The organism is Bradyrhizobium sp. MI1.7 (assembly GCF_055811795.1).
The window spans coordinates 1-26,563 of record NZ_JBVVPO010000066.1 but is presented as its reverse complement, the minus strand read 5'-3'; the positions used below and the strand labels follow the sequence as shown (position 1 = coordinate 26,563).

Sequence of the window (26,563 nt, the reverse complement as noted above, 5' to 3'; positions counted from 1 at the left end):
ATGACCCGCGAAGCAGTTGGCGGAACCATCGAGTTGCTAACCAATTATGAACCTGTCGCTGTCTAATTGAAACGAATTGGGCAGAGAACAGGGGACGAGGACCATGGCAGACCGCGGCGCACTCAAGCTGGTGGGATTTATCTTTGCGACCGCGACGCTGGCAGTGATGCTGGTCGCCGGCATGGTGGTGAAGGGCTATGCCGATGGCGGCTACACCCTGGAAGCCTCGACGGTCGACGCGAGCCGTTAAGGGCTCGTTAACTCTTCGGGGCCGGACGTCCGGCCTCCGCCGTCAGCGGCTATAGACGAACGCCAGCACCGCGATCGCGACCGCCAGCAATCCGACGAAGCGCAGCATGATCGTGCCGAACTGGTTCGGCGCGGGCCGCAGCGGGATAGGGTCCGTATTGTCGGGCCGAATGCTTTCCATCTGAAATGTCCCCGGACCCGGCCGCAAGGCTGCGGGCGCTTGGCATTGGTCGGCGCTGGGGCGCGGAGGGTTCAAAGTGAACCGGGTCGGCTGCATTGACTGTGTGAACGCATGTCCACTGCCCCAATCTTTCGCAGCCACACCCTTCGCTGTCATGCCCCGGCTTGCCGCCTTCGCTGAAGCTTCGGCGGCCGGGCGAGCTTGTGGCCCGGCGTAGCCTTGGCGGAGCCGGGACCGGGGCATCCAGTACGCTGCGGCGTCTCGGCTCTTGCCTCATTGTCTCTGGAATACTGGATCGCCCGATCCCGTCTCCGCCAAGGGCTTCGCCGGGCCAAGAACTCACTCGGCCGCCGAAGCCTTAGCGAAGGCGGCAAGTCGGGCGATGACACCTATTGTGGGGAGCTTGTGCGCATCCAACTCCCCACGAATCAAAACCGCCGCGCCCCTTGCGGAACACGGCGGCTGGTGATGCTTGACGTGAGTGATCAGCTGTTGCGCAGGCCGTCGGCGGCGCGCTTCCACTGCGCGACGTTGTCGGCGATCATGCGGGTCGACTTCATCGCGGCCTGGCTGAGCTGGGCGTAGCCGGAGATCTCGCGCTGGACGCGCTGGCCTTCGGCATGGAGCAGGTCGCGCAGGCTCTCGAGCTCGGAGATCAGGTTCTCGATCTCGGCGAGCGAGGTGCCGGCGACGCGCTGGATCAGCGAGTTGACGTTGGTGACGGTGGCTTCCGCGCTCGGATCGAGCGGCGGCGTGTCGGTGGTTCCCGATGCCGGCCGGCGCAGATAGGCGATGTCGTTGCGGACGAAGTCGCGGATGCCGGCTTCAACTTCCGTCACTGCGGCGAGGTTGGTGTCGACCGTCTCGGTCTCGGTGGCTTCGGTCTTTTCCGGACGCATGGCGTTCATCGTTATTCCCCTGTTCGCGTTGAGCGCGGCGCGAGTGTCCCCCGCACGACGAGTTCGGTCATCCGACTAGGGCGTCGGATTTTGACCGCAACTTGGCCGAGATACGGCAAGGGCGGACGATTCGGGGGCTTTGCCGTGGCGTATGGTTACGAGAGTCTGAACTGCTGGGAAAACGAACCTATCCCGGGATGATGGGAGAGGGGGGCTGGACTGCTACCAGCTCTTCTTGAAGCCCGCCGTCAGGCTCTTGTTGATCGCGCCCTGCGAGGTCTCGCCGACCGAGCCGGAGACGGTGACGTTGTCGAACAGCTTTTGCTCCGCGCCGACCTTGCGCAGCCATTTGTCGTCGGTGGTCGACAGCGACTGGCCCGCGGTGATGCTGGTGCCGGTGTCGGTGAGGGTGACCTTGGCGCTCTGCTCGGTCTCGTAATTGCGCGTGACGTGCCCGCCGATGCCGGGCACCGCGGTGGTGCCCTGCTGGTTGACGCTGTAGCCGTTCTGGAGCGTCAGCGACGTGTCGCTCGACAGCGGCACCGACTTGGTCAGCGATGCCCCGAGCTTGCTCTGCTCGGCGCCGGGATCGACGCGGGCTTCCACCGCGGTCTTGTCCCAGATCGAGCCGGCGCCCGGCGCGGTCGCCGCCGCCCAGGCGCTGCCGGACGATTGCGGCAGGCTGCCGCCATTGGTGGCTTTCTGCGCCAGCAGCTCGGACATCGTTCGCGGCTCGCTCGTCACCGTCATGTCGGCTCCGATGCGGGCGTCCCAGAACGAGGAGACCGACTGCTTCACCGTCACCGCCGAGGAGCCGTTGGCGTTCGCGTTCGACGACCAGTTCAGTCCGTCCTTGGCGGCGGCCTGGGCGCGCTTCTTGGCGGCCATGACGTCGTTGCCGGTGCCGGCGTCGATCGCGAGTTGACTCCAGTCGAGCTTGTCGACGTCGATGCCCTTTAAGATGTCGGGGTCGTTGACGTCGGGGGCTGCGGCGGTCTCTGTGGCTTCGGTCTCGGCCTCGTCGTCAGGCGCCGCCGCCGAGAAGGGCGGGATGATCTGCGCCGAGACCGTCAGAACCGAGCCCAAAATGAATGTGGCCGCCAGCACCGGCAGCCTGGTCCAGCCAAAACCTGTCGAGAATTCCATCGTCCTGCCCGCGAGCCCAGCGCATGCTTGCCGCCACTATAATGCGGCCTTCGGTGATGACCATGCGCCATTCGGTCCACTCAACACATGGTGATCTATCGTTGCGAAATTGTGGCGGCTCGCCTCGGCCAGGGCATGATCCGGACCCGAAGGGCCGCGCCGGCGCAAAGTGTGCAGCGGGTTTTCCCTCGCGACAAACGCGGAACGCGTTTGCGCGGAGATCATGCTCAAACCACTGGAATGGCGAACCAACGGGCCGCGCGAAAGGCGCGCGCCCGATGACGAGCTTCGCCACGACGGCATCCGGCGGGGCTGGAGGCCAGGACGCGGGTCGGGCGAGCATCAATCATCGGTCCCGGCAAGCGGGGCCCGTTGGCGTCCCCCTCAGCCGACGCGGGTCATCTTCGGCAGATGAATGGCGCGGCCGAGTGCCTGTTCAACCAGATCGAAGGTGTCGACCAGCACGCGCATGCTGATCAGCTTGCCCGCCCTGAACTGGGCGAACTGCGCCACCCGCAAGCTGATCGGCTTGTCGGAATCCAGCGCGGTCAGCGAATAGCGCAGCATCGAGGCGGCGGAATCCACGCCGAGCATGATGCTCTCGCGGTCGAAGCGGCGGACATGGAAATTGTCGGCGAGCTGGCGGATGACGTCGAGCACGGCGTCCCGGCCCTGGCGCGCGCCGAGGAACGGAAACATGTCGATCGGGCCGTAGATCGCCCACTCGACGTCCTCGTCGATCAGGGCCTCGATGTCCCTGAAATCCCGGTCGTTCACCGCGCGATGCAACGCGCGCGAGAAACGCCAGAGGCTGTGCTCTGTCATTTGGGGGGCGTCCTGAAGCTGGCTTGCAGAAAAAACGGAAAGCAACCCCATGCACAGAAAAGGTGCCGGGGACGCTCAACTCGTTCGTATACAAATAAAATAGGCGATTTCGGCCAAAACGCAATTCACGTTTTCGCAATGCACAATTGATGCGGGTTTGTGAGATTTACAACAGAACCCCGTAATCTCCCGGTCTCCGTTTCACCTGTCCGTAAGAACGGGGCGAGGGAGAAGGATCATCCCCCGTCTACCCGCGCGCCCACGATCAGCGGCCCGATCTCCCGCTCCAGCACCTGCTGCACCAGATCGTAGGAATCGATGATCTCGCGGATCTGCGCCACCAGTCCGCCCCGGAAGCTGTAGAACACCGCCATGTCGAACTGCACGACGCGATCGTTGCTGCGCTTCTTGAAGTAGGTGTGCATGTAGGTCGCGACCTCGTCGCCCTCGGCGAGGATGTGCGGCGCCTTGTAGCGGATTTCGGAATAGCGCGACCAGACCGTCTGCCACAGCTCGCGCAGTTCCTGCTTGCCGTGGCGCGGCACCATGTGCGGCAGCACGTCGATCGGCGCGTGGGTGAGGAAGTCGACGTCGTCGGTGCAGCACGACAGCGCGGCCTCGATATCGCCGCGCGCAAAACTGTCCAGCAGATGCAGCACGCGTTGCCTGTTCAGCGATTCAACCGTCATGCCGCTCCCGCCCTCTTGGGGTGTCGATTGCAAACGCCAATGCGCGCTCCGCGGGTCCATTAATCCGCAAAAACAAAGGTGTCCGGATCATATGACGCGCCGATGCAAGGCCGGGTTCATGAAATGCAATTAGGGATTGCGTACGTAGTCGCCTGCACGATTTCGAGCGGGTTTTCGCGCCCCGCGATGACGCCGCGTGCATGCCGGTGGGCGCGTCCCGCCACACCGGTACGCGGGAACCCGCGCCCGTCGGTGCTCGTTGAGACACCGAAACCGATCCGGAGACATCGATTATGAAATCCCCGCTTCTCACCGTCGCCGCAGCACTTCTGATGCTGGGCGCGACCTCCGCCGCCAACGCCAAGGGCTGCATCAAGGGCGCGGTCGTCGGCGGCGTCGCCGGCCACTATGCCGGCCATCACGGCGTCCTGGGCGCCGCCGCCGGCTGCCTCTACGGCAGGCATCACGCCAAGGAGCAGGAAAAGCAGCAGCAACAGCAGGGACAGGTGAACGGGCAGGGGAAGCTGTAGGCGCGAACGGCACCACATGCGCCCTCGTCATTCCGGGGCGCCGCAAAGCGGCGAGCCCGGAATCTATAGCCACGACAAGCGCGGACGATACTCCGTCGCCCTACCTCTTCTTCCACCCACCCCGCCGTCCCGGCTGCCCACCCGTCGACTTCGGCGCCGGCCCGAACTCCGGCCCGGACTGCCTTGAATCCGTCGGCTGGATGATCCGGCTCGTGCTGCCGAACGGCTTTGCCGGCAGGCTCGGGTTTTCGCGGTAGGGCAACGACTCCGGGCCGTGCATCTCGTCGAGATGCGGCTTGTGCACCTTCGAGCCGCTGCCGCCACCGCTGGCTTTCAGTGCGGAGCTCACGGTTTTCTTCTTCATCGCGCTGACGGGCAGGTTGGCGGCGTCGCCGTACTTCTTGGTGCCGGCATAGGCGCCGGCCTTGCCCTGCACGGTGCGCTGCTTGACGGTGGGGTCGTCGACCACCGCGAGCTCGGTGGCGCGCAGGCGCTTGACTTCGTCGCGCAGGCGGGCGGCTTCCTCGAAGTTCAGATCGGCGGCGGCCTCGCGCATCCTTGTTTCGAGATCGGCGAGCACGGCTTCGAAATTGTGGCCGATCGAGATGACGTCATCGGTCATGTCGTGGCCGCCGACCTCGACCAGCACGTGGTCGCGCTCGTAGACCGAGTTGAGGATGTCGCCGATCTGCTTCTTCACGCTCTCCGGCGTGATGCCGTTGGCGGTGTTGTACTCGACTTGCTTTTCGCGGCGCCGGTTGGTTTCCGCAATGGCGCGCTCCATCGAGCCCGTCATCTGGTCGGCATAGAGGATCACCTTGCCGTCGACGTTGCGCGCGGCGCGGCCGATGGTCTGAATCAAGGACGTTTCACTGCGCAAAAAGCCTTCCTTGTCGGCGTCAAGGATCGCGACCAGCGCGCATTCGGGAATGTCGAGGCCTTCGCGCAAGAGGTTGATGCCGACCAGCGCGTCGAAGGCGCCCAAGCGAAGATCCCGGATGATCTCGATACGCTCGATGGTGTCGATATCGGAGTGCATGTAGCGAACGCGAATACCCTGCTCATGCAGATATTCGGTGAGGTCCTCCGCCATGCGCTTGGTCAGCACCGTGATCAGCGAGCGATAGCCTGCCTGGGCGGTGGCGCGGACCTCGCCGACGAGATCGTCGACCTGGGTGCGAGCGGGGCGGATATTAACGGGAGGATCAATAAGTCCGGTCGGTCGGATCACCTGCTCGACGAACACGCCGCCGCTTTCGTTCAGCTCCCAGCCGCTCGGCGTCGCCGACACCGCGACCGTCTGCGGCCGCATCATGTCCCACTCCTCGAAGCGGAGCGGGCGGTTGTCCATGCAGGAGGGCAGGCGGAAGCCGTATTCGGCGAGCGTCGCCTTGCGGCGGAAGTCGCCGCGGAACATGCCGCCGATCTGCGGCACGGTGACGTGGCTCTCGTCGGCGAATACCAGCGCATTGTCGGGGACGTATTCGAACAGCGTCGGCGGCGGCTCGCCGGGCAGGCGCCCGGTGAGATAGCGCGAATAGTTCTCGATGCCGGCGCAGCTTCCGGTCGCCTCCATCATCTCGAGGTCGAAGGTGGTGCGCTGCTCCAGCCGCTGCGCCTCCAAGAGGCGGCCCTGGTCGTGCAGCTGGTCGAGCCGCTGCTTCAGCTCCGATTTGATCGACTTGATCGCCTGCACAAGCGTCGGGCGCGGCGTCACGTAGTGCGAGTTGGCGTACATCTTGATGAATTCGAGCTCGTCCTGTTTGTGGCCGGTGAGCGGATCGAACTCCTCGATGGTCTCGATGGTGTCGCCGAACAGGTTTACGCGCCAGGCCCGGTCCTCATAGTGCGCCGGGAAGATGTCGATGACGTCGCCGCGCACGCGAAACGTGCCGCGGGTGAAATCGGCCTGGGTGCGCTTGTACTGGAGGGCGACGAGGTCGGCGATCAGCTGGCGCTGGTCGATGCGCTCGCCCTTCTTCAGCGCGAAGGTCATCGCGGTGTAGGTCTCGACCGAGCCGATACCGTAGATGCAGGACACCGACGCCACGATGATGACGTCGTCGCGTTCGAGCAGCGCGCGCGTCGCCGAGTGGCGCATGCGGTCGATCTGCTCGTTGATCGAGGAGTCCTTCTCGATGTAGGTGTCCGTGCGCGGGACGTAGGCTTCCGGCTGGTAGTAGTCGTAATAGCTGACGAAATATTCGACCGCGTTATCGGGGAAGAAGCTCCTGAACTCGCCGTAGAGCTGGGCGGCCAGCGTCTTGTTCGGCGCCAGGATGATAGCGGGCCGCTGCGTCGCCTCGATCACCTTGGCCATGGTGTAGGTCTTGCCGGAGCCGGTGACGCCGAGCAGCACCTGCGAGCGGTCGTTACGCTGGATCCCTTCGACCAGCTCGGCGATCGCGGTCGGCTGGTCGCCGCGCGGCTGGTACGGCGATTTGATCTCGAAGCGCACCCCGCCTTCGGACTTTTCCGGGCGCGGCGGGCGGTGCGGCGTCCACACCTTGGTGGAGCCGTCGTCCCTGCGGAACTCCGGCCGGCCCTCGCGGATCAGCGATTCCAGCGCGTCGGCGGTCGCCTTGACGCCGAGCGCCTCCATCTTGGTGCGCGGCGGACGCGCCAGCGCTTCGGCGTCGTCCTCCTCGGTGGGAAGCCCGAGCTGCCGCGCCAGTTCCGGATCGAGCGTCGGGATCGTGGCCGCGGTGCCGTAATTGGCCTGCGGCGCTTCTTCAAAGCCTTCGGTGGTCGCGCGCGCGCCCGGCGGCTGCGGATTCGGCCGCAGCGGCATCGGCTTGGCATTATCCTGCGGAAACTCCTTTGGCGTCGAGGCCCGTGCGCGATGGGCGGCAGCCTCGCCCCCGGCGCGGCGGTCGCGCGAATTGTCCGGCGGCGGCTGCAGCCCGGTGCCCGATCCCAGCCCGGCATCGCCGCGATTGATCGCGGGATTGAGCAACTCGGCCAGCGCCGGCCCGATCGGCTGCACGTCAGGCCGGTGCGCCTTGGAGTTCGGGGCCTTGGATTTGGGGGATTTCGGGGGAGCAGGTTTCTTCGCCATGCCCCGAATATGGGACGAGTCAGCCCTTCAGAAAAGAGCGAAGGTACGTCCGTGCGCAGGCTGCTGACAGCAGGTTGGCAGCAGCCTCTTTAAGCCGCCGGCGGCGGGGCCTCGTCGTCGTTGCTCGCCCGGTGCGGCTCGAGGATGTCGAGATGGATCCCGCCGCAATCGGTGCAGCGCATGGTCCAGTACTCGCACCCCGCGCGGCCGCCGATCACGCGAAGCACCGCGAGATCGCCATCGCATTCGGGACATTTCGACAGCACATTGCGGGCATAGATTCTCGGCCGCGGCGTGTCTTCGAATTCGATGACTGACATGACCGGTTCCCCCTTTATGCTGCGCTGTCCCTTGGTTCGCTTGGAGTCCCGCGCTTATTCGTCGTCGCTGTCGTCGGCCCGCCGGCGGAAGCGATCGATGTGGTGCTTGGCATCGGCGATCGCCGCGTTCTGATCCGGCCAGGCGAAACCGACTTCCATGGCCGGAAACAGCACGCCGTCGATGGCGAGGGGGCTGAGATCGGCGCGGCGGATGCGGGCATGCCAGAGGCCTTTGCCGGCCTCGAAGGATTCGATGTCAAAGCCGTCGTAGATGGTCGTCATTGTAGTCCCCAAATGTTCCGTAAGTGTCTTGTTGAAGAGTCAGGGGACCACGTTTGGCGGGTTCAGTATGTGAAGCCATTCACAAGCGGCCGGCTTTTTTGCCTAAGGGCCTCGTGGAACGGGCGTCAGTTCCGTGGCGCGGCGCGGCCGATCCGCCTGGCGGGGCGTGCGGCGGGCTCCGAGGCCGCCCGCATGATCCAGCGCCGGAACGCGGCGAAGTCGCGCTGCTCGGTCTGAAAACTGCGATACAGCAGGTACCAGCGCATGCCCTTGGGAACCGAGAGATCGAACGGCGCGACCAGCCGGCCGGCGGCGAGATCGTCGTCGATATAGGGCCGGATGCCCATGGCGATGCCGAGGCCGTCGGCGGCGGCCTGGAGCGCCTGGCCGTAGAACTGGAATTCCGGTCCGCGCGCGTTGATGCGGGTGAGGTTCGCCGCCTTGAGCCAGATCGGCCAATCCTCCGGCGAATGCGTGACGCGGATCAGGCCTGGCCCTTTGAGGTCGGCGGGCCGCTTCAGGCCGGTGGCGAGGCGGGGCACGCAGACCGGCGTGAGGTCGCCGGCGAACAAGGGCTCGGCGACCAGGCCGGGCCAGTCGCCGGTGCCGAGCTTGATGCCGCAGCTCCAGTCCTCGCCGAATGGGACCTCGGCACCACCGGTGGTGAAGCGCACCTCGATGTCGGGCTCCTCGCTGCGAAACTCCGACAGCCGCGGGATCAGCCAGCGCATCGCAAAGGTGTGGCCGACGCCGATGGTGAGTACGCGGACGCTGGAGGGCGCCGTCACCTGCGCGGTGAGGCTTGCCAGCGCGTCGAAGATCGGCGTCAGCCCGCCTTGATAGGCGCGGCCTGCCTGCGTCAGCACGAGCTTGTTGGCCTTGCGCTCGAACAGCGCGACGCCGAGACGTTCCTCCAGCAGATGCACCATGCGGCTGACGGCCGCCGCCGACACGCTGAGCTCGAGCCCGGCCGCCGCAAAACTGCCGGTCCGCGCCGCCGCCTCGAATGCCTTGATGCCGTTGAGAAACAGCAGCCGCCGCAAATGACCCACCCTCAGGAAAGCTGATGCAAGGCCAAGATAACTCAGTTTGCGAAGCTAGGGCAAGCGAGGCACAAGAATGAGAGTAATTCCAAGTTGTGTTTCGGGGCCGCCGCCGCGTTCTTCGTCTCTCCCCGCACGCGGGGAGAGGCCGGAGTTTGCGAGAGCAAATTCCGGGTGAGGGGACTCTCCGCGAGCCCCTCTGCCACCTTCCTTGCGGAGACTCCCCCCTCGCCCCAGCCTCTCCCCGCAAGCGGGGCGAGGGAGTGATGCACTCTGCGTCCCTGACTTGAACCGTACCCCAGGAGATTCCGCCCGTGACGCCCATCATGATCGCTGCCCTTGGATTGCTGATGGTCGCCACCGCGTTCCTGTCGGGGCTGTTCGGCATGGCGGGCGGGTTGATCCTGATCGGCGTGCTGCTGGCGCTGATGCCGCTGCCGACCGCGATGGTGCTGCATGCGATCACGCAGATGGCCTCGAACGGCTGGCGCGCTTTCCTCTGGCGCGCGCATATCCGCTGGCGGCCGGTCGCGAACTACATGGTCGGCGCAGCCGTCGCGCTCGCGGCCTGGTCGCTCACCCGCTACGTGCCGGACAAGCCGATGGCGCTGCTGCTGCTCGGCGTCACCCCGTTCATGGCGCGGCTGCTGCCGTCGAACATCAAGCCGGATCCTGACCGTCTCTGGCAGGGCACCGTCTATGGCACGATCTGCATGGGCCTGATGCTGATGACCGGCGTGTCGGGCCCGTTGCTCGACACCTTCTTTCTCGGCGGCGATTTCGGCCGGCGTGAGAAGGTGGCGACCAAGGCGATGTGCCAGCTCGTCAGTCATTTCACCAAGCTCGTCTATTTCGGCGGCATCATCGACCAGGCCGCGAGCCTCGATCCCGTGCTCGCCGGCGTCGCGATTCTCGCCTCGATGCTCGGCACCACGCTGGCGCGGCGCATCCTCGAAGCCATGACCGACCAGCAATTCGTGGCCTGGTCGAACAAGCTGATCACCACCATCGCTTGCTACTATATGGCCTATGGCGGCTGGCTGCTGGTTCGCACGCCGGTGCTGGCGGCCTTCGACAAGGGAGGTTTGCAATGAGCGAGACGGCCGATCCGCTGGTGCTGGACTTCGTCGAATGGGTCGCGCGCGAGCCGCGCGCCTATGCCGAGGTGATCGCGACCTGGAAGACCTCGTGCCCGCGTCTCACCATCTGGGAAGACGCCGCCGAGCGCGGCTACGTCACCCGTGACACGCTGCCCGGTGTGGGGCTGATCATCGCGGTGACGACGGACGGCGAGAGGTTGCTGCGCACGAACGGGCGGTGACACACACCTCCGCCTCCACATCGTCATTGCGAGCGCAAGCGAAGCAATCCAGAATGGGAGACCCTCACCCTGAGGAGCGCGCATCTTGCGCGCGTCTCGAAGGGCGAGGCCGAGATCGGGCCTTCATCCTTCGAGACGCGCGTTCCGCGCTCCTCAGGATGAGGGTCTGGCAGGGAAGGCCTTTCATGTCGCTCAAGCTCTTCGAACTCGTCGGTACCGATGCTGCGCGCCCGTTCAGCCCATATTGCTGGCGCACGCGGATGGCGCTGGCGCACAAGGGCCTGTCGGCGGAATCGCTGCCCTGGCGCTTCACCGAGAAGGGCGCGATTTCGCCGCACGGCTCGGAGAAGGTCCCGGTGCTCCTGCATCATGACAAGCCCGTGATCGATTCCTGGGCGATCGCGAACTATCTCGAAGACAATTTTCCAGACCAGCCGTCGCTGTTCGGCGGCGAGGGCGGCCGCGCCATGGCGCGCATGCTCAATGCCTGGGGCGACATCGCCATCGTCGGCGGCCTCTCTCTGCTGATCGTCGCCGACATCCCGAAAAACCTCGGCCAGGTCGACGCCGCCTATTTCCGCCAGTCGCGTGAGGCGCGGTTCGGCAAGCCCCTGGAAGAGGTCCAGGCGAGCCGCGAGACCGGCGTCGTCGCGTTCCGCAAGTCGCTCGAAGTAATGCGGCAGACGTTCAAGACGCAGGCCTATCTCGGCGGCAGCGCGCCGAACTATGCCGACTATATCGTGTTCGGCGGTTTTCAATGGGCGCGTGTGGTGAGCCCGTTCAGGCTGCTGGAAGTGGATGATCCCGTCTATGCGTGGCGCGAAAAACTGCTCGACGCGTTCGACGGCATGGCGCGGAAGTCGCCGGGGCACGCGGTGTAGCTTCGTAGCCCGGATGGAGCGCAGCGAAATCCGGGATTGGTGCCCGCGGAAGGATTCCCGGATTACGCTTGCGCTCCATCCGGGCTACGCGCTTCTGCCGCCGCCTTCCTCAGACATTCCCGGCACAAACAATCCTCGCCCTTGACTGGCATCGGCAGCCGCGCCGTTTCCTCCGCGCACCAGCAGTTTCCCGAGAGATCGCAGCCGAACTCGGTGCCGCAACGGGAGCAGGCGAGGCGGCGCGGTTCCGGCAAGGGAAAATCGGAGGGAAATTCTTTCGGATTTGTCATGATTTGCCCAAACGCTGCGCCGTCATTTTCATGCCGGGTTCATCTCCCGCTACGGTATATTAGGCGCTGCGCTCAGACTCGGAAAGCGGTTGGCAACGCGCGAAGGACACATCGATGGCCCGCGATTCGCAAGCTGCCCTCGTCGCGCTCAACCGTTTCGGTTTCGGAGCGCGCGGCGGGGCGTCCGGCGATCTCGTCAACGCGGCGTCCGATCCGCGCGGCTTCGTGAAGGCGGAACTCGCCCGCCCCAACGGCGTGCTGCTGGAAGCGCCGGGGCTGCAATCGACGCCGCAACTCGGGCAGGCCGTGTTCGCCTATCAGGACCAGGTCAAGCAGGCGCGCGAGGCCGCGAAGGCCGTTGCGCCCGCCGAAGGGTCGCAGCAGGCACCGGCCGATCAGAAGCCGGGGCTGCGCCGCAATCTTTCGCTGAACGCGGCCGCGACCGAGATCGCCGGCCAGATGGCCGAGGCCAAGCCCGCCGACAATGCGGCGAAACCGGACGCCATGCAGCCCAGCGCTGCCGCACCCCCTGCCGCCAAGCCCGCGCCGCAGCCGCTCAACGTGATCCAGAAAACCTTTCGCGCCGAGGCGCTGGCGCGCTTGCAACGCGCGACGCTGGTCGAGTGCGGCTTCACCGAGCGGCTGGTGGTGTTCTGGTCCAACCATTTCTGCATCTCCGCGAGCAAGGGCGAGCTGGCGCGGATCTGGGCCGGCGCGTTCGAGCGCGAGGCGATCCGGCCGCATGTGCTCGGGCGCTTCGCCGACATGCTGAGGGCGGTCGAGCAGCATCCGGCGATGCTGTTCTTCCTCGACAACCAGCAATCGCTCGGGCCGGACTCGCGCGCCGGGCAAAACCGCAAGCGCGGGCTGAACGAAAATCTCGCGCGCGAGATCATGGAGCTGCATACGCTCGGCGTCGGCGGCGGCTACACGCAGGACGACGTCACCTCGCTCGCGCGCATCATCACCGGCTGGACCTTTGCCGGACGGCAGGGGCAGCTGGGAACGCCCGGCTCCTTCGCGTTCAACGCCAACGCGCACCAGCCCGGGCCGCAAATGCTGCTCGGCAAGACCTACGGGCCGACCGGCCTTGCGCAAGGCGAGGCCGCGCTCGCCGACATCTCGCGCCATCCCTCGACCGCCAATTTCATCGCCACCAAATTCGTCCGCCATTTCGTTGCCGACGATCCGCCGCCGGCGCTCGTTGCGCGATTGCGCGACGTCTTCGTCAAGACCGACGGTGATCTCAAGGCAATGGCTGTTGCGCTAGTCGATTCCGACGAGGCCTGGAAGGCGCCGCTGACGAAGATGCGCTCGCCTTACGACTTCGTGGTCGCGAGCGGACGGCTGCTCGCGCGCGTGCCGGAGGATCCCGGTGGCTATCTCAATAACCTGAACCTGCTCGGCCAGCCACTGTGGTCGCCGGCCGGGCCGAACGGTTTTCCGGATACCAGCGCGGCCTGGGCCGCACCCGAAGGCATCAAGCTCCGGCTCGACATCGCGGCACAGATGGGCGCGCGGCTCGGTAACAACATCGATCCGCTCGACCTGCTGGAGTTCGCGGCTGCGGATGCGGCCTCGATCGAGACGCGCAAAACCATCGAGCGCGCGGAGTCGCGGCAGCAGGCGCTGGCACTGCTGCTGATGTCGCCGGAAATGCAGAGGAGATGATGATGATCGACTGCGTCGAGAACCGGCTCCTCACCTCGCGCCGCGGCCTCCTGCTCGGCGGCGCGTCCTTCGCGGCCTGGGCCTATTTGCCGAAATTCGCCCGCGCGGCCGGCGGGCGCGATCCGCGCTTGATCGTGGTGATCCTGCGCGGCGCGCTCGACGGGCTCTCGACCGTCGCGCCGCTTGGCGATCCCGATTATGCCGGCCTTCACGGCTCGATCGCGCTTGCCGCCGACGGCGCGCATCCCGCGATCATGCTCGATACTTTTTTCGCGCTGCATCCGGCGATGCCGGAGTTCGCGCGCATGTATCGCGACATGCATGCCGCGGTGATCCATGCGGTGGCGACGCCCTATCGCGACCGCTCGCATTTCGATGGCCAGGACGTGCTCGAAAGCGGTTATGCCGGTCCCGGCCGCGTTCAATCGGGCTGGCTCAATCGCGCGCTCGAAGCGCTGCCGCGCGGCGAGCGTGTGTCGAGTGGGCTCGCGGTCGGTCCGACCACGCCGCTGGTCTTGCGCGGCAATGCGCCGACCGTCGGCTGGGCGCCGGTGGCGCTGCCGCAAGCCGACGACGACACCGCCATGCGCCTCGTCGATCTCTACCGTCACCGCGATCCCGCGCTGGCCTCCGCGCTGTCGCAGGGCCTCCAGTTGGAGAAGGCAGCGAGCGGCGACGACATGAAGCCGAAACCCGGCAACCAGGTTGCGCAGATGCGCCAGGTCGCGCGCGGCGCCGCAAAGCTGATGGCGGCCGATGACGGCCCGCGCATCGCCGCGCTCGCCTTCGACGGCTGGGATACGCATGCCAATGAAGGCGGTCCGGTCGGGCGTCTGGCCTTCCTGCTCGGCGGCCTCGATGGCGCGCTCGCCGAGTTCGAAAGCGGCCTTGGCGAGCGCTGGCGCGACACCGCAATCGTCGTCGCCACCGAGTTCGGCCGCACCGCGCGCATCAACGGCACCGACGGCACCGATCACGGCACGGGAACGATCGCGCTGCTCGCCGGCGGCGCGGTGAAAGGCGGCCGCGTCATCTCCGACTGGCCCGGTCTCAAGCTCGCGAACTTGTATGAGGGACGCGACCTCAAGCCCACCACGGACTTGCGCTCCGTGATCAAGGGAGTGCTGCAGGGACAGTTCGGCCTGTCCGATCGCGTGCTGGCTGAAACCGTATTCCCGGACAGCGCCGCAGCGCGGCCGATGAAGGGATTGGTGGCGTAATAACAGCCACCGTCATTCCGGGCCCGTGTCTTGCGGTGCGTCCCGGAATGACGACATGATGAGCCGAGCATCAGGAGATCACCCGCATGTACATCGCCATGAACCGCTTCCGCGTCGCCAAGGGCTCTGAAGCCGCTTTCGAACAGGTCTGGCTCTCGCGCGACACGTTTCTCGACGGGGTGCCGGGCTTCGTCGAATTCCATCTGCTGCGCGGTCCCGAGCTCGAGGACCACACGCTCTATGCCTCGCACACCATCTGGGCGAACCATGCCGCGTTCGAGGCGTGGACCAAGTCGGAGGCGTTTCGCGCGGCGCATCAGCGCGCTGGCGATAACAAGCCGCTCTATCTCGGCCATCCCCAGTTCGAGGGCTTTGAGGTGATGCAGACGGTGGGACGCGGCGCGAAGTAACGCGCCGCGCTTTAAACATCAGCCCTGGGTGATCTTGTCGATCTCCGCCATCTCATCGGCGCTGAGCTTCCACGCGATCGCCTTGACGTTCTGCTCGATCTGCTCGACGCGGGTGGCGCCCGCGATGACGCTCGAGACCTGCGGGCGGCCGGCGAGCCAGGAGAAGGCGAGCTCGAGCATCGAGTGACCGCGCGCTTGCGCAAAGGCCTGCAGCTTCTCGACGATCGCCTCGTTGCGCGGGGTGACATAGCGGTCGCGCAGTCGCGGAGTTTGGCCAAAGCGGGTGTCGCCGGGTGCAGACTCACCCTTTTTGTATTTGCCGGTCAGAAGTCCGCTTGCGAGCGGGAAGAACGGCAACAGGCCGAGCTTGTATTCCGTTGCTGCCGGCAGCAGGTCCTTCTCGATGTCGCGCACGACCAGGGAATATTCGTCCTGGCAGGAGACGAAGCGGCTGACATTCATCGCGCGCGCGACATACTCCGCTTCCGCAATCCGCCACGCCGGAAAGTTGGAGTTGCCGATGTAGCGGACCTTGCCATGGCGGACGAGATCGTCGAGCGCGCGAAGACTCTCCTCGATCGGCGTCAGCGGGTCGTAATCGTGCTGCTGGTAGAGATCGATGTAATCGGTCTTCAGCCGCTTCAGGCTCGCGTCCACGGCCGCCATGATGTAGCGGCGCGAGGCGCCCTGCTTGGTTCCGTCCTCCGCCATCGGCTTGGAGTATTTCGTCGCCAGCACGATGTCCTTGCGGCGATCGCCCAGCACGGCGCCGAGCACATTTTCCGAGCCGCCCATGGCCGAATAGATGTCGGCAGTGTCGAACAGCGTGATGCCGAGATCGAGCGCGCGGTGGATCACCTTGCGCGAGGCCTCGAGGTCGATGCGCTGGCCGAAATTGTTGCAGCCGAGCCCGACCGCGGACACGCGGAGGCCGGAGGCGCCGAGATTACGAATTTCCATGGGAGGTCCTGTCAGGAGAAAGCGGGCCATTGTGGCCGCGCTGCCCGCTAGCGGCAAGGCGTCGCCTTGCGTTGCTGCCATGCTGCCGGGAACTGAAGGCAAAAAAATGCGGCCCCTGTCAGACGCGGCGACTGACGGGGACCGCTTTGGGGCGCTTGATCGGTGACGGGGGGCCTGATCAGACGCAGGTGCAACGTAGTCCCGCTATGTTACGCGCGGGTGACAGGCAGAGTTATCCACAGGGACTCCGCGGCTGCCGCGATCAGAAGATCTTGCGATAGACGATGAAGCCGGAGCGCTCGGCGACCTTGTCGTACAGGCTCTGCGCCGTGACGTTGGTCTCGTGCGTCTGCCAGTAGACCCGCGGGGACCCCGCGAGCTTTGCGCGCTCGTAGACGCCGTAGATCAGCGCTGAGGCGACGCCCTTGCCGCGCGAGGCCTCCAGCGTGAACAGGTCCTGCAGATAGCAGGACGGTTCGATCGCCGTGGTGCTGCGGTGAAACAGATAGTTCGTCATGCCGAGCAGCTTGCCGTCGCTCTCGGCGACCAGCCCATGCACCGGCTCATAGCCATCGAAGAAGCGCTGCCACGTCATCCGCGTGATTTCGGGCGCCAGCGCGGTCGGGCCGGAGCGGCCGTAGAAAGCGTTATAGCCATCCCACAACGGCAGCCATTGATCGTAGTCCTGTTTCGTGACGGAGCGAATGGTGAGCGACATGTGGGTTTCCGCGATCTCGGAGGACGCAAGACGATGAAGCGTCCTTCATACGTGATGATCGCACTGCCGATCAATCGCGCCGTCGCATCACTCCGCGACGCGCAAGTACCGCATCAGCCTGCGGCCCGCGGGATCGCGCAGCGAGCGGTAGTACTCGGCGCGCGCGGGCGGGTCGGTGTGGCGTACGAGGTCGGTCACGGGCGTGTAGCTCAGCATGCGCCCGCCATCGGGCAGGACGGCGCAGACGAAGCGCAGCACCTCGCCATTGCGCAAGGCGATGTTGATCGGCCTGGCATCGCCGATCCGCACCATTTGCATCCGCTGCGCGATGAAGGTGCCAAGCTCATCCTCGGGCAGCTCGAACGCGCCGGTGTCGCGGCCGTGATACATCAGCGCAATGAAGGGCGGCTTGCCGTCGGCCACTTCGTCCGGCAGCGCAAAATAGTCGCGAAATGCGCGGTTGATGAATTCGGCACGCGTTTCGGCGTCGAGCAGCACGATGCCGATATCGACCTGGTCGAGCGCGGCCGACAGCCGCGCGGCGGTGGCGTGGCTCTGGCGCTCGGCGGCGAATGTGCCGAGCAGCCGCTCGCGCATCAGGCCGGTGATTGCGGCGGTGCCGGCAGTCGTCACGGCGAGGAGGCCGAGCCGGACCAGATCCGCCGTCGCATAGCCCGGCAGGGCTCGATGGGCCAGAAAGAACAACGCCGCGCCGATCACGGCGACGGCAGCGCTGGTCATGGCGGAAGCGAGACCCGATAGCGAGCCGGCGAGCGCCACGATGCAGACGAACAGGGGGGCAGGCGAGGGAACGTGGATATAGCGATCGAGCAGGATCGCCAGCAGCGCAATTGCCGCTGTCAGCGCCGGACCGGAGATCGCACGCCATCCAAACCGCATGGGCCAGTCTCGCTCCTCCCGAACGAGGTAAGGCCGCAACACTGGCCGATCGTTGCGCCCATGCGATGCGATTTCATGCGGTGCGCTTAAGGAGCACTTGCCGGCAAGGGCAAAGCTTTCGCATGATTTTAGGCCAAATGCGCGTGCCTGAGGCGCTGCTGCTGCGCCGGCGCATTCAGCGTCGACGTCCCGGAGCTCTTGCGCACCCCGGTGAAAATCAACAGCGATGCCGCGACCAGGATGGCCGCAGTCAGGGTGATTGCAACGACTACCACAGGCGATTTCATCGGTGTCCTGTCGCGATGCCGGTCGGCGCGGGCCGCGTGGCACCTTGAAGGCGGGTCCGGGATGAAACGGGGATCAGACCGGCAGGCCCATCGCCATGGTCGCCTTGGTCGACAGCACCGTCAGGGTGACGATCAGGCACAGCGAGAGCGCGGCGACGGCGAGCGAGGCCACGACCGCGTTGGTCAGCCGGGAAGACGAAACGGTAACGGTTTGGCCCCGAAAGCCTGCCGTGCCGGACGCCCGAATCATGGTCTAAATCCTTCAACGTGCGAGCGAATCACCCGCGACTCGAACAATTTCCCCGTTTCAACCGGCAATATTGGGGCGGCCATAGCGTCGAAAATGGCGAGAATGCGGCATAGGCTGCCCTTATGCCCGCTATTCCCGGGGCCAGCGCGCCGTCAGGCGCCCGCCGCGATGCTGGCGGGGTCGTCGACGTCGGCCGGCCGCCAGTCCATCGCCACGAAGCCGGGTGCAGCTTCCACGCGCTTCAGCCAGTCCCGGATCGCCGGGAAGGTCGAGAGGTCGAAGTCGCAGCGCTCGGCGAGGTGGGTGTAGCCGTAGAGCGCGATGTCGGCGACCGTGAGCTGGCGGGCGGCGAAATAGGCGTTGGTCTTGAGGTGGTTTTCCATCACCTGGAGCGCGCCATAGCCGCGCTCCATCCAGTCTTCCAGGGAGTGGGTCTGGAGATCGCGGCCGCCCTTGACCAGCGACAGCCAGAAATAGGCGGCGCCGATGTTCGGCTCGAGCGCGTGCTGCTCGAAGAACATCCATTGCAGCGCCTCGGCGCGGTCAATGCGGTTCTCGGGCGCAAGCGGCGTGCCGACCGCGACGTACCAGAGGATGGCGTTGGACTCGGCGAGATAGCGGTCGTCGCCGACCTCGAGCAGCGGCACCTGGCCCGACGGGTTCTTGGTCAGAAAGTCCGGCGTGCGACTCTCGCCGCGCAGAATGTCCACTTCGACTGCTTCGTAAGGCACGTTCAACAGGGCCAGCGCAAGGCGGACCTTGTAGCTGTTGCCGGAGCGTTGCATCGAATAGAGCTTGTACATTCTGGGAGTTCGTTCCGAAAACGGGAAGGCGCGGTACTCGTTGCCCAGTACCGCGGCCAAACAATGATGCCGTTGCGAATCCGCCGCAAGACCCGCGCCATAGAAAAACTCGAAAACCCTACCGCACTGCAATGCCGCGGAAGATCATTTTCGCGCGACGCTACAAATCAGATCACGCTTGCGTCAGCGCGCGGACGCATCGCGGCCGCACGTTCGTGCAGGACGATTGAACGGTCGTGATCGCCTCGGCTGCTGACGGGTCCAAGTCTTTCAAAGCAAGTCGCTCAAAGGTTGTCTCAAGTGTCCTCTCGAGCGTCAGACTGCCGTCAGCTTCATGGCGGCGCGCAACGCGCCAAATTGCTCCGAGGACAGGCCTTGCCGGATATGAGGGATTCCGGCGGCAAAGTTACGGAAAATTGCGGGAAAACGCGCCTAGAAGCGCTCCAGATCCGTAAACTTTTTCGAGATCGGGCCGAAGTTTCTTGCGGCGCAGCGGCACACGTTTTAGGGTGGCTCATTCCCACAATCGGAGTCGTGAGGCCAAAGGGTTCACGACGCTTGTCAGGAGATGACGATGTCCTTCCTTGCCGCTGCGCTCGACCGTGTGAAGCCGTCCGCGACCATCGCGGTCACGGATAAAGCACGTGCGCTGAAAGCGGCGGGCCGCAACGTCATCGGCCTCGGTGCCGGCGAGCCCGACTTCGACACGCCCGCCAACATCAAGCTGGCTGCGATCCATGCCATCGAAGCCGGCAAGACCAAGTACACCGCCGTCGACGGCATTCCCGAGCTGAAGGAAGCCATCATCGGCAAGTTTCAGCGCGAGAACGGCGTGGCCTACAAGCCGAACCAGATCATCGTCGGCACCGGCGGCAAGCAGGTGCTCTACAACGCGCTGATGGCGACCATCAATCCGGGCGACGAGGTGATCATCCCCGCGCCGTACTGGGTCAGCTATCCCGAGATGGTGGCGCTCGCCGGCGGCGAGCCGGTGCCGGTGGTCTGCACCGCCGCGACCGGCTTCAAGCTCCAGGCCGAGGCGCTCGAGCGTGCGATTACGCCGAAGACCAAATGGGTGATCCTGTGCTCGCCGTCGAACCCGACCGGCGCGGCCTACACCAGGACCGAGCTGAAGGCGCTCACCGACGTGCTGGTCAGGCATCCGCATGTGTGGGTGATGACCGACGACATGTACGAGCACCTCGTCTATGATGACTTCCAGTTCACCACGGTCGCGCAGGTCGAGCCGAAACTCTACGACCGCACGCTCACCGTGAACGGCGTGTCGAAGGCCTATTGCATGACCGGCTGGCGCATCGGCTACGCCGGCGGTCCGGCGCAGCTGATCAAGGCGATGTCGACGATCCAGTCGCAGTCGACCTCGAACCCGTCGTCGATCGCACAATGGGCCGCGGTCGAAGCGCTGAACGGTCCGCAGGACTTCATCCCCGCCAACAACAAGGTGTTCAAGGAGCGCCGCGACCTCGTGGTCTCCATGCTCAACCAGGCCAAGGGCATCGAGTGCCCGCGTCCCGAAGGTGCGTTCTACGTCTATCCCTCCTGCGCCGGCACCATCGGCAAGACCGCGCCGTCGGGCAAGGTGATCGACAATGACGAGACCTTCGTGACCGAGTTGCTCGAGACCGAAGGCGTCGCCGTGGTGCAGGGCTCGGCCTTCGGCCTCGGCCCGGCGTTCCGCATCTCCTACGCGACCAAGACCTCGGACCTCGAAGACGCCTGCAAGCGCATCCAGCGCTTCTGCGGTAATCTCCGCTGAGCCCGTCGCAAATACCTATCGAAAAGGCCCGCCTCCGGCGGGCCTTTTTATTGTTTGCACGCTTATCGTCACGCGTGATCTGGCACCACCACGGCTCTTGTGGCATAGACCATCGCGCAACACGGGTGGGGCGCTCTCTCTGCTCGCATCACATTCATCGCCGGAGATATTCATGCGCCGTTCGTTCATCCTCGCCGGGCTCGCCGCGGCCAGCCTCGTTGCCTCCGTCGCAAACAGCGGCGCTCAGCAGCAGCGGATGGTCCGGGTCGGCGTGCTCGAATGCCGCGGCGGCGCCAGCGTTGGCTTCATCGTGGGATCGGTGACCAATCTCGGTTGCGTCCTGCGTGCCGACGGTTTGCCGGAAGATCGCTACGTCGCGACCATTCGTAAAGTGGGCCTCGACATCGGCATCACCCAGGAGACCACACTTGCCTGGGGCGTGTTCGCGCCGGTCGATCGGCTCGGCCCCGGCGATCTCTCGGGCAATTATGCCGGCGCGCAGGGCAGCGCCTCGGTCGGCGTCGGTATCGGTGGCAACGCGCTGATCGGCGGCTCCAACAATTCGATCGCGCTCCAGCCGCTCAGCGTACAGGGCCAGGTCGGCCTCAACGTCGCCGCCGGCCTCGAGAGTCTGGAACTCCGTCCGGGTCGTTGACAATTTCGCGTGTGCAGATCGCGTCGGTCCGACGCGATCTCGGCAACGACGCACCGCAGCGATTTTTGATGCTTGCCAAATCTCGGGGACGGGCAGAGCATCGGCGTTTGCCGACCCAATCATGGGCCGAGCTCCACACCAAGGAGGCGGCGAATGGGACAAGACGTCAGAAGTCCCCGAGGTCCACGGTGCATCGCACTGGTGGGCCCATTCCAAAGCGGTAAAACCACACTTCTCGAAGCAATACTGGCGCGAACGGGCGCAATACCCCGCGTCGGCAGCGTCGACGCCGGAACATCCGTCGGCGACGCCTCCCCGGAGGCCCGTCATCACAAGATGACCGTCGGCCTGACTGCCGCCACCACGAGTTTCATGGGCGACAGCTACACCTTCCTCGATTGTCCCGGTTCCGTTGAGTTCGCCCACGACATGCGTGCAGCGCTTCCCGCTGTCGACGCCGCGGTCGTGGTCTGCGAGGCCGACGAGAAGAAGCTGCCGCAGCTTCAGATCATCCTGCGCGAGCTGGAGGAACTGAAGATCCCGCGTTTCCTGTTCCTCAACAAGATCGACCGCGCCAACAAGCGCATCCGCGAGACGCTGGCGACACTCCAGCCCGCCTCGCGCGTACCGCTGGTGCTGCGCCAGATCCCGATCTGGAAGGGCGAGCTGATCGAGGGCTTCGTCGATCTCGCGCTGGAACGTGCGTTCATCTACCGCGAGCACAAGGCCTCCGAGGTGGTCGCGCTCGAAGGCGGAGATCTCGATCGCGAGAAGGAGGCCCGCTTCTCGATGCTGGAGAAGCTCGCCGATCACGACGACGCGCTGATGGAGCAATTGCTCGAGGACATCCAGCCCCCGCGCGATGCGGTGTTCGACGATCTCGCGCGCGAATTGCGCGAGGGGCAGATCTGCCCCGTGCTGCTGGGTGCCGCCGCGCGCGAAAACGGCGTGCTGCGCCTGATGAAGGCCCTGCGCCACGAGGCGCCCGGCATCGAGGAAACTGCAAAGCGTCTCGGTGTGCCTGCCAGCAAGGAGGCGCTCGGCTACGTCTTCAAGACGCTGCATTCGCAGCACGGCGGAAAGCTGTCGCTGACGCGATTGCTCGCCGGCCATCTCGACGACGGAGCCACGCTGCAATCCGCCTCCGGCGGGAGCGGCCGCATCTCCGGCATCCTCGCCGTCAACGGCGCCTACGATACCAAGCGTGCCGCGGCCGAAGCCGGCGACACGGTTGCGCTCGCCAAGGTCGACCCGATCAAGACCGGCGACACGGTCTCGAGCGGCAAGTCCCCGCCGGCTGCGCTGTTCGCCCCGGAGCCGACGCCGCCGGTGCTCGCGATCTCGGTCGCCGCCACCGACCGCAAGGACGACGTCAAGCTCGGCCAGGCCCTTGCTCGGCTGCACGAGGAGGATCCTTCGCTCGGCGTCGTGATGAACGCCCAGACCCACGACACCGTGCTGTGGGGCCAGGGCGAGATGCATCTGCGCGTGGCGAGCGAGCGGCTGCGCGACCGCTTCGGCGTCAAGATCACCTCGCATCCACCCGCGATCGGCTACCAGGAGACCATCCGCAAGCCGATCGTCCAGCGCGGCCGCCACAAGAAGCAATCCGGCGGCCACGGGCAGTTCGGCGATGTCGTGCTCGACATCAAGCCGCTGCCGCGCGGCGAGGGCTTCAAGTTCACCGAGAAAGTGGTCGGCGGCGCGGTGCCGCGCAATTATATCGGCGCGGTGGAAGAGGGCGTTGTCGACGGACTGACGCGCGGCCCGCTCGGTTTCCCCGTCACCGATCTGCAGGTGACGCTGACCGACGGCTCCTATCACAGCGTCGACTCCTCCGACCTCGCCTTCCGCACGGCGGCGCGGGTCGGACTCAACGAAGGCCTGCCGCAATGCCAGTCGGTGCTGTTGGAGCCGATCCACGTGGTCGAGATCGTCTGCCCGACCGACGCCACCGCCAAGATCAACGCGATCCTGTCGGCGCGGCGCGGCCAGATCCTCGGCTTCGACACCCGTGACGGCTGGAGCGGATGGGACTGCGTCCGCGCCATGATGCCGGAAGCGGAGATCGGCGAACTCATCGTCGAGCTGCGTTCGGCCACGGCCGGAGCCGGCAGCTTCACCCGTCAGTTCGACCACATGGCCGAGGTGACCGGCCGCGCCGCCGACCAGATCATCGCCGCGCATCAGCACGCGGCGTGATGTAAGGGAAGCACGGCTCTCTCACTCCCTCTCCCCGTTCTTTACGGGGGGAGGCTGAGGTGAGGGGCTGTTTCCGCGCCCACGGTGTTTCGTTTGGCCGAACCCGCGCCCAACCTCCGTCATTGCGAGCGCAGCGAAGCAATCCAGACTGGCTGCGGAGGCGGTCTGGATTGCTTCGTCGCAAGAGTTCCTCGCAATGGCGGAGGCGGCAGGACGGGCACCCCTTGCGCCCGCCCTACAATGATGTATTTTACATCATTGTACATGCTCCAGATATCACTTATAAACTCTGATACGTGAGGCCACGGTGATCACGTCGTTCCAGATGCGGGCAGCCCGCGCGCTGCTTGGCATTGACCAGAAAGCCTTGGCCGAGCTCGCCGGCGTTTCGCTGCCGACCATCCAGCGGATGGAGGCCAGCACCGGCAATGTGCGCGGCGTGGTCGAGACCTTGATCAAGGTGGTCGAGGCGTTCGACCGGGCCGGCGTCGAGCTGATCGGCGAGCAGGCCCGCAGCGACAGCGGCGGGCGGGGCGTTCGCCTGAAGGAGCCGGGGCCGCCGCGCCGCGTGGGAGCATGATCGCATTGATCGTGCTCGGGATGAGCTAGCGCATCGTCGCACGCGCGCGCTGCACGATGCACCGGAGCATTGTGGGCAGCGGAGCACTCTGCGGACATGAGCATCACAGGCGAACACGCAGGCAAGCTGCATCAGCTGCGTCGACCGACCTTTGCCGAACTCTATCTCCCCAAGCTCGTCACCGTCTGGCGCGAAGGCTACGGCCTCGCGGATCTCCGCGCCGATGTGTTCGCGGGCCTGACGGTTGCCATCGTCGCGCTGCCGCTGTCGATGGCGATCGCAATCGCCTCGGGCGTGACGCCGGACCGCGGGCTCTACACCGCTGTCGTCGGTGGCTTCATCGTGTCGCTGCTCGGCGGCAGTCGCTTCCAGATCGGCGGGCCCGCCGGCGCCTTCATCGTGCTGGTCGCGGTGACCGCGGAGCGGCACGGCGTCGACGGCGTCATCCTCGCCACCCTGATGGCGGGCATGGTCCTGATCGCCGCGGGCCTGTTGCGGATCGGCACCTACATCAAGTTCATTCCCTACCCCGTCACGGTCGGCTTCACCGCGGGCATCGCCGTGATCATCTTCGCCAGCCAGCTCCGCGATCTCGGCGGGATCACGCTGGCTGGGAAAGAGCCCAGCGAATTCGTGCCGAAACTCGTTGCGCTAGCCGCAGGCCTGCACACCATCAATCCCTCCGCCGTCGCGGTCGCGATCGTCAGCATTGCCGTCATCGCCGGCCTGCGGCGCTGGCGGCCGTCCTGGCCCGGCATCCTGATCGCGGTCGTGCTCGCGGCGGTCGCGACTGCCGTGCTGTCGCTGCCGGTCGAAACCATCGGCAGCCGGTTCGGCGGCATTCCGCGCGAATTGCCGTCGCCGGCGCTGCCGGCGTTCTCGCTTGCGAAGGCGACGGCCGTGCTGCCGGATGCGATCTCTTTCGCGCTGCTCGCCGCGATCGAATCGCTGCTGTCGGCGGTGGTGGCCGACGGCATGACCGGTCGCCGTCACCGCTCCAATTGCGAGCTGGTGGCGCAAGGCGCGGCCAATATCGGCTCGGCGCTGTTCGGCGGCATCTGCGTCACCGGACTGATCGCGCGCACCGCCACCAACATCCGCGCCGGCGGACGCGGGCCGCTCGCGGGCATGCTGCATTCGGTCTTCCTGCTGCTGTTCATGCTGATCGCAGCGCCGCTCGCGAGCTACATCCCGCTGGCCGCGCTGGCCGCCGTGCTCGTCGTCGTCGCCTGGACCATGGCGGAGAAGCACGAATTCGCGACGCTCTTGCGCTCATCCTGGGGCGATGCCGTCGTGCTGCTTGCGACCTTCCTGCTCACCATCTTCCGCGACCTGACCGAAGGCATCCTGGTCGGCTTCGCGCTGGGCGCGGTGCTGTTCATCCACCGCATGGCGGAGATGACGGGCATCGAGGAGCGCTCCCCGCTGGTGGCCGCCGATCGTCCCGATGACGGCAATGGCGAGCGCGTGCCTTACGATCCCGCGCTCGCCATCGATCGCGACGTGCTGGTCTATCGCATCACCGGTGCGTTCTTCTTCGGTGCCGCCTCGGCAATCGGAAACGTGCTCGACGGCATCGCCGACCAGCGCAAGGGTCTTGTGGTCGATTTCGCCGCGGTGCCGTTCCTGGATTCGACGGCCGCCAACGTGCTCGGTCGCGTCGCCGTCAAGGCGCACCGCCACGGCATCCGGCTGTTCATCACGGGGGCGTCGCCCGCGGTTCGCCGCGCGCTGCTCACCCACGGCGTGACGCCGCCGCGTGCGCGCTATCGCGCGACGATCGCGCGTGCCGTCGCTGACATCAAGGGCGGCGCGGCGCGGCCCGTGGCCGATGACGCGGCCGCGACCTGACGGCAGCGCACTTCTCAAGCCGGCCGATTTGATCGACACTGCCGCGTCACGGCGGTGGTGCAGGGAATGCTGGATTCGCGTCGCAATATTGCGCTGGCCTGCGCGCTCAGCATGCTGGCGGGCTATGTCGACGGCATCGGCTTCTTGCATCTCGGCGGCCTGTTCGTCTCGTTCATGAGCGGCAACTCCACGCGTCTCGGCGTCAGCCTTGCCGAAGCGCAGTGGTGGCAGGCCGCCAGCGCCCTCGGCCTGATCGCGCTGTTCGTGGCCGGAGCTGCGGCCGGCAGCCTCGTCGTGCTCGGCGGCGGGGCCGAGCGGCAGCCCTGGCTGCTCCTCATTGAAACCGGGCTGCTTGCGGGTGCCGGACTTTGCCATGCCTACGGCCTGTCGAACCTCGCGATCGCGGCCATCGTGCTCGCGATGGGCCTGGAGAACGCCGTGTTCCAGATCGATGGCGGCGCGGGCCTTGGCCTCACCTATGTCACGGGCGCGCTGATCATTCTCGATCTCGGCCTGCCCGACATCCAGGGCCACGAATTGCTGCGCACCATCCGCGGCCGCAACG

At 65.9% G+C, this 26,563-nt stretch carries 30 protein-coding genes; 14 read left to right on the top strand and 16 right to left on the bottom strand.

The genetic code is table 11. The features are described from left to right. The first annotated feature begins 103 nt into the window (after positions 1 to 103). Complete coding sequence (locus AC0L3X_RS37525; protein ID WP_166103493.1) at positions 104 to 250, top strand: hypothetical protein; 147 nt, start codon at positions 104 to 106, stop codon at positions 248 to 250. 42 nt (positions 251 to 292) lie between these two features. Here the strand turns inward: AC0L3X_RS37525 and AC0L3X_RS37520 are convergent, their stop codons facing one another. The 5 genes from AC0L3X_RS37520 to AC0L3X_RS37500 form a co-directional block, all read right to left on the bottom strand. Further along, positions 293 to 430 carry a hypothetical protein gene (locus tag AC0L3X_RS37520; protein ID WP_014492018.1) on the bottom strand — a complete coding sequence of 46 codons (138 nt, stop codon included), beginning with the start codon at positions 428 to 430 and terminating at the stop codon, positions 293 to 295. A gap of 485 nt (positions 431 to 915) precedes the next feature. After that, a complete protein-coding gene (locus tag AC0L3X_RS37515; protein WP_063985548.1) occupies positions 916 to 1,338 on the bottom strand; it encodes a hypothetical protein in 423 nt (140 codons plus the stop codon). A gap of 213 nt (positions 1,339 to 1,551) precedes the next feature. Then, the gene (locus AC0L3X_RS37510; RefSeq protein ID WP_231143635.1) at positions 1,552 to 2,475 is read right to left on the bottom strand and encodes a hypothetical protein; all 924 of its coding nucleotides are present in this window, start codon (positions 2,473 to 2,475) and stop codon (positions 1,552 to 1,554) included. Positions 2,476 to 2,859: 384 nt separating this feature from the next. Then, positions 2,860 to 3,300 carry a nuclear transport factor 2 family protein gene (locus AC0L3X_RS37505; RefSeq protein WP_063985546.1) on the bottom strand — a complete coding sequence of 147 codons (441 nt, stop codon included), beginning with the start codon at positions 3,298 to 3,300 and terminating at the stop codon, positions 2,860 to 2,862. A gap of 236 nt (positions 3,301 to 3,536) precedes the next feature. After that, positions 3,537 to 3,989, bottom strand: a complete 453-nt coding sequence (locus AC0L3X_RS37500; RefSeq protein ID WP_063985545.1) for a nuclear transport factor 2 family protein — start codon at positions 3,987 to 3,989, stop codon at positions 3,537 to 3,539. Positions 3,990 to 4,282: 293 nt separating this feature from the next. Between AC0L3X_RS37500 and AC0L3X_RS37495 the strand changes: the two genes are divergently transcribed. Further along, positions 4,283 to 4,519, top strand: a complete 237-nt coding sequence (locus AC0L3X_RS37495; protein ID WP_028151579.1) for a hypothetical protein — start codon at positions 4,283 to 4,285, stop codon at positions 4,517 to 4,519. A 100-nt stretch (positions 4,520 to 4,619) separates the two neighbouring features. Here the strand turns inward: AC0L3X_RS37495 and uvrB are convergent, their stop codons facing one another. The 4 genes from uvrB to AC0L3X_RS37475 form a co-directional block, all read right to left on the bottom strand. Then, positions 4,620 to 7,577 (bottom strand): excinuclease ABC subunit UvrB, encoded by a 2,958-nt coding sequence (uvrB, locus tag AC0L3X_RS37490; protein WP_084795307.1) that lies wholly within the window; start codon positions 7,575 to 7,577, stop codon positions 4,620 to 4,622. A gap of 89 nt (positions 7,578 to 7,666) precedes the next feature. Beyond that, positions 7,667 to 7,897 (bottom strand): hypothetical protein, encoded by a 231-nt coding sequence (locus AC0L3X_RS37485; RefSeq protein WP_063985544.1) that lies wholly within the window; start codon positions 7,895 to 7,897, stop codon positions 7,667 to 7,669. A gap of 54 nt (positions 7,898 to 7,951) precedes the next feature. Further along, entirely contained in the window at positions 7,952 to 8,179 is a 228-nt protein-coding gene (locus AC0L3X_RS37480; protein ID WP_063985543.1) for a hypothetical protein, read from the bottom strand. 125 nt (positions 8,180 to 8,304) lie between these two features. Then, positions 8,305 to 9,222, bottom strand: coding sequence for a LysR substrate-binding domain-containing protein (locus AC0L3X_RS37475; RefSeq protein WP_063985542.1), 918 nt, complete (start codon positions 9,220 to 9,222; stop codon positions 8,305 to 8,307). A gap of 314 nt (positions 9,223 to 9,536) precedes the next feature. On the opposite strand from AC0L3X_RS37475, the gene AC0L3X_RS37470 reads away from it, so the two are divergent. The 3 genes from AC0L3X_RS37470 (at position 9,537) to AC0L3X_RS37460 (ending at position 11,424) form a co-directional block, all read left to right on the top strand. Then, positions 9,537 to 10,316, top strand: a complete 780-nt coding sequence (locus tag AC0L3X_RS37470) for a sulfite exporter TauE/SafE family protein (RefSeq protein ID WP_063985541.1) — start codon at positions 9,537 to 9,539, stop codon at positions 10,314 to 10,316. After that, positions 10,313 to 10,543 carry a hypothetical protein gene (locus tag AC0L3X_RS37465; protein WP_063985540.1) on the top strand — a complete coding sequence of 77 codons (231 nt, stop codon included), beginning with the start codon at positions 10,313 to 10,315 and terminating at the stop codon, positions 10,541 to 10,543. Before AC0L3X_RS37470 ends, AC0L3X_RS37465 begins: the two co-directional genes overlap by 4 nt. 185 nt (positions 10,544 to 10,728) lie before the next feature. After that, on the top strand, positions 10,729 to 11,424 hold the full coding sequence (locus AC0L3X_RS37460) for a glutathione S-transferase family protein (protein WP_063985539.1): 696 nt from the start codon (positions 10,729 to 10,731) through the stop codon (positions 11,422 to 11,424). A 62-nt stretch (positions 11,425 to 11,486) separates the two neighbouring features. Here the strand turns inward: AC0L3X_RS37460 and AC0L3X_RS37455 are convergent, their stop codons facing one another. Further along, positions 11,487 to 11,714: a cysteine-rich CWC family protein gene (locus tag AC0L3X_RS37455; RefSeq protein WP_084795306.1), complete on the bottom strand. Its 228-nt coding sequence runs from the start codon at positions 11,712 to 11,714 to the stop codon at positions 11,487 to 11,489. A gap of 114 nt (positions 11,715 to 11,828) precedes the next feature. Here AC0L3X_RS37455 and AC0L3X_RS37450 point away from each other — a divergent pair, with 114 nt between their 5' ends. From AC0L3X_RS37450 to hmuQ, 3 genes are all read left to right on the top strand, one after another. Continuing rightward, positions 11,829 to 13,385 (top strand): DUF1800 domain-containing protein, encoded by a 1,557-nt coding sequence (locus AC0L3X_RS37450; RefSeq protein WP_473317238.1) that lies wholly within the window; start codon positions 11,829 to 11,831, stop codon positions 13,383 to 13,385. A 2-nt stretch (positions 13,386 to 13,387) separates the two neighbouring features. Then, complete coding sequence (locus tag AC0L3X_RS37445) at positions 13,388 to 14,605, top strand: DUF1501 domain-containing protein (protein WP_063986693.1); 1,218 nt, start codon at positions 13,388 to 13,390, stop codon at positions 14,603 to 14,605. An 86-nt stretch (positions 14,606 to 14,691) separates the two neighbouring features. After that, the gene (hmuQ, locus tag AC0L3X_RS37440; protein ID WP_028151824.1) at positions 14,692 to 15,015 is read left to right on the top strand and encodes a heme-degrading protein HmuQ; all 324 of its coding nucleotides are present in this window, start codon (positions 14,692 to 14,694) and stop codon (positions 15,013 to 15,015) included. Between the two features lie 18 nt (positions 15,016 to 15,033). Here the strand turns inward: hmuQ and AC0L3X_RS37435 are convergent, their stop codons facing one another. The 6 genes from AC0L3X_RS37435 to AC0L3X_RS37410 all read right to left on the bottom strand — a co-directional run bounded on the left by AC0L3X_RS37435 (position 15,034) and on the right by AC0L3X_RS37410 (position 18,933). Beyond that, positions 15,034 to 15,975: an aldo/keto reductase gene (locus tag AC0L3X_RS37435; RefSeq protein WP_063985537.1), complete on the bottom strand. Its 942-nt coding sequence runs from the start codon at positions 15,973 to 15,975 to the stop codon at positions 15,034 to 15,036. A 262-nt stretch (positions 15,976 to 16,237) separates the two neighbouring features. Next, the gene (locus tag AC0L3X_RS37430) at positions 16,238 to 16,693 is read right to left on the bottom strand and encodes a GNAT family N-acetyltransferase (protein WP_014492036.1); all 456 of its coding nucleotides are present in this window, start codon (positions 16,691 to 16,693) and stop codon (positions 16,238 to 16,240) included. A gap of 87 nt (positions 16,694 to 16,780) precedes the next feature. After that, positions 16,781 to 17,593 (bottom strand): PAS-domain containing protein, encoded by an 813-nt coding sequence (locus AC0L3X_RS37425; protein WP_063985536.1) that lies wholly within the window; start codon positions 17,591 to 17,593, stop codon positions 16,781 to 16,783. A 128-nt stretch (positions 17,594 to 17,721) separates the two neighbouring features. Next, on the bottom strand, positions 17,722 to 17,880 hold the full coding sequence (locus AC0L3X_RS37420) for a hypothetical protein (RefSeq protein ID WP_085965621.1): 159 nt from the start codon (positions 17,878 to 17,880) through the stop codon (positions 17,722 to 17,724). 73 nt (positions 17,881 to 17,953) lie between these two features. Then, on the bottom strand, positions 17,954 to 18,130 hold the full coding sequence (locus AC0L3X_RS37415; protein WP_187387820.1) for a hypothetical protein: 177 nt from the start codon (positions 18,128 to 18,130) through the stop codon (positions 17,954 to 17,956). A 152-nt stretch (positions 18,131 to 18,282) separates the two neighbouring features. After that, positions 18,283 to 18,933: a glutathione S-transferase family protein gene (locus tag AC0L3X_RS37410; RefSeq protein WP_063985535.1), complete on the bottom strand. Its 651-nt coding sequence runs from the start codon at positions 18,931 to 18,933 to the stop codon at positions 18,283 to 18,285. Positions 18,934 to 19,507: 574 nt separating this feature from the next. Here AC0L3X_RS37410 and AC0L3X_RS37405 point away from each other — a divergent pair. The 6 genes from AC0L3X_RS37405 to AC0L3X_RS37380 all read left to right on the top strand — a co-directional run. Beyond that, a complete protein-coding gene (locus AC0L3X_RS37405) occupies positions 19,508 to 20,710 on the top strand; it encodes a pyridoxal phosphate-dependent aminotransferase (protein WP_039157959.1) in 1,203 nt (400 codons plus the stop codon). A gap of 172 nt (positions 20,711 to 20,882) precedes the next feature. Next, entirely contained in the window at positions 20,883 to 21,365 is a 483-nt protein-coding gene (locus AC0L3X_RS37400; protein WP_063985534.1) for a DUF992 domain-containing protein, read from the top strand. Between the two features lie 153 nt (positions 21,366 to 21,518). After that, a complete protein-coding gene (locus AC0L3X_RS37395) occupies positions 21,519 to 23,567 on the top strand; it encodes an elongation factor G (RefSeq protein ID WP_063985533.1) in 2,049 nt (682 codons plus the stop codon). A gap of 307 nt (positions 23,568 to 23,874) precedes the next feature. Beyond that, complete coding sequence (locus AC0L3X_RS37390; protein WP_014492044.1) at positions 23,875 to 24,147, top strand: helix-turn-helix domain-containing protein; 273 nt, start codon at positions 23,875 to 23,877, stop codon at positions 24,145 to 24,147. Positions 24,148 to 24,243: 96 nt separating this feature from the next. Further along, positions 24,244 to 25,998 carry a SulP family inorganic anion transporter gene (locus AC0L3X_RS37385; protein ID WP_063985532.1) on the top strand — a complete coding sequence of 585 codons (1,755 nt, stop codon included), beginning with the start codon at positions 24,244 to 24,246 and terminating at the stop codon, positions 25,996 to 25,998. Between the two features lie 66 nt (positions 25,999 to 26,064). Next, positions 26,065 to 26,563: YoaK family protein (locus AC0L3X_RS37380; RefSeq protein ID WP_473317237.1), on the top strand; the 499-nt coding region annotated here is incomplete at its 3' end.

What these genes read in the sequence shown, in the direction of transcription:
- AC0L3X_RS37525 (WP_166103493.1), top strand. Translation starts at nt 104, where the DNA reads ATGGCAGACCGCGGCGCACTCAAGCTGGTGGGATTTATCTTTGCGACC.
- AC0L3X_RS37520 (WP_014492018.1), bottom strand. Translation starts at nt 430, where the DNA reads ATGGAAAGCATTCGGCCCGACAATACGGACCCTATCCCGCTGCGGCCC.
- AC0L3X_RS37515 (WP_063985548.1), bottom strand. Translation starts at nt 1,338, where the DNA reads ATGAACGCCATGCGTCCGGAAAAGACCGAAGCCACCGAGACCGAGACG.
- AC0L3X_RS37510 (WP_231143635.1), bottom strand. Translation starts at nt 2,475, where the DNA reads ATGGAATTCTCGACAGGTTTTGGCTGGACCAGGCTGCCGGTGCTGGCG.
- AC0L3X_RS37505 (WP_063985546.1), bottom strand. Translation starts at nt 3,300, where the DNA reads ATGACAGAGCACAGCCTCTGGCGTTTCTCGCGCGCGTTGCATCGCGCG.
- AC0L3X_RS37500 (WP_063985545.1), bottom strand. Translation starts at nt 3,989, where the DNA reads ATGACGGTTGAATCGCTGAACAGGCAACGCGTGCTGCATCTGCTGGAC.
- AC0L3X_RS37495 (WP_028151579.1), top strand. Translation starts at nt 4,283, where the DNA reads ATGAAATCCCCGCTTCTCACCGTCGCCGCAGCACTTCTGATGCTGGGC.
- uvrB (WP_084795307.1), bottom strand. Translation starts at nt 7,577, where the DNA reads ATGGCGAAGAAACCTGCTCCCCCGAAATCCCCCAAATCCAAGGCCCCG.
- AC0L3X_RS37485 (WP_063985544.1), bottom strand. Translation starts at nt 7,897, where the DNA reads ATGTCAGTCATCGAATTCGAAGACACGCCGCGGCCGAGAATCTATGCC.
- AC0L3X_RS37480 (WP_063985543.1), bottom strand. Translation starts at nt 8,179, where the DNA reads ATGACGACCATCTACGACGGCTTTGACATCGAATCCTTCGAGGCCGGC.
- AC0L3X_RS37465 (WP_063985540.1), top strand. Translation starts at nt 10,313, where the DNA reads ATGAGCGAGACGGCCGATCCGCTGGTGCTGGACTTCGTCGAATGGGTC.
- AC0L3X_RS37460 (WP_063985539.1), top strand. Translation starts at nt 10,729, where the DNA reads ATGTCGCTCAAGCTCTTCGAACTCGTCGGTACCGATGCTGCGCGCCCG.
- AC0L3X_RS37455 (WP_084795306.1), bottom strand. Translation starts at nt 11,714, where the DNA reads ATGACAAATCCGAAAGAATTTCCCTCCGATTTTCCCTTGCCGGAACCG.
- AC0L3X_RS37450 (WP_473317238.1), top strand. Translation starts at nt 11,829, where the DNA reads ATGGCCCGCGATTCGCAAGCTGCCCTCGTCGCGCTCAACCGTTTCGGT.
- AC0L3X_RS37445 (WP_063986693.1), top strand. Translation starts at nt 13,388, where the DNA reads ATGATCGACTGCGTCGAGAACCGGCTCCTCACCTCGCGCCGCGGCCTC.
- hmuQ (WP_028151824.1), top strand. Translation starts at nt 14,692, where the DNA reads ATGTACATCGCCATGAACCGCTTCCGCGTCGCCAAGGGCTCTGAAGCC.
- AC0L3X_RS37435 (WP_063985537.1), bottom strand. Translation starts at nt 15,975, where the DNA reads ATGGAAATTCGTAATCTCGGCGCCTCCGGCCTCCGCGTGTCCGCGGTC.
- AC0L3X_RS37430 (WP_014492036.1), bottom strand. Translation starts at nt 16,693, where the DNA reads ATGTCGCTCACCATTCGCTCCGTCACGAAACAGGACTACGATCAATGG.
- AC0L3X_RS37425 (WP_063985536.1), bottom strand. Translation starts at nt 17,593, where the DNA reads ATGCGGTTTGGATGGCGTGCGATCTCCGGTCCGGCGCTGACAGCGGCA.
- AC0L3X_RS37420 (WP_085965621.1), bottom strand. Translation starts at nt 17,880, where the DNA reads ATGAAATCGCCTGTGGTAGTCGTTGCAATCACCCTGACTGCGGCCATC.
- AC0L3X_RS37415 (WP_187387820.1), bottom strand. Translation starts at nt 18,130, where the DNA reads ATGATTCGGGCGTCCGGCACGGCAGGCTTTCGGGGCCAAACCGTTACC.
- AC0L3X_RS37410 (WP_063985535.1), bottom strand. Translation starts at nt 18,933, where the DNA reads ATGTACAAGCTCTATTCGATGCAACGCTCCGGCAACAGCTACAAGGTC.
- AC0L3X_RS37405 (WP_039157959.1), top strand. Translation starts at nt 19,508, where the DNA reads ATGTCCTTCCTTGCCGCTGCGCTCGACCGTGTGAAGCCGTCCGCGACC.
- AC0L3X_RS37400 (WP_063985534.1), top strand. Translation starts at nt 20,883, where the DNA reads ATGCGCCGTTCGTTCATCCTCGCCGGGCTCGCCGCGGCCAGCCTCGTT.
- AC0L3X_RS37395 (WP_063985533.1), top strand. Translation starts at nt 21,519, where the DNA reads ATGGGACAAGACGTCAGAAGTCCCCGAGGTCCACGGTGCATCGCACTG.
- AC0L3X_RS37385 (WP_063985532.1), top strand. Translation starts at nt 24,244, where the DNA reads ATGAGCATCACAGGCGAACACGCAGGCAAGCTGCATCAGCTGCGTCGA.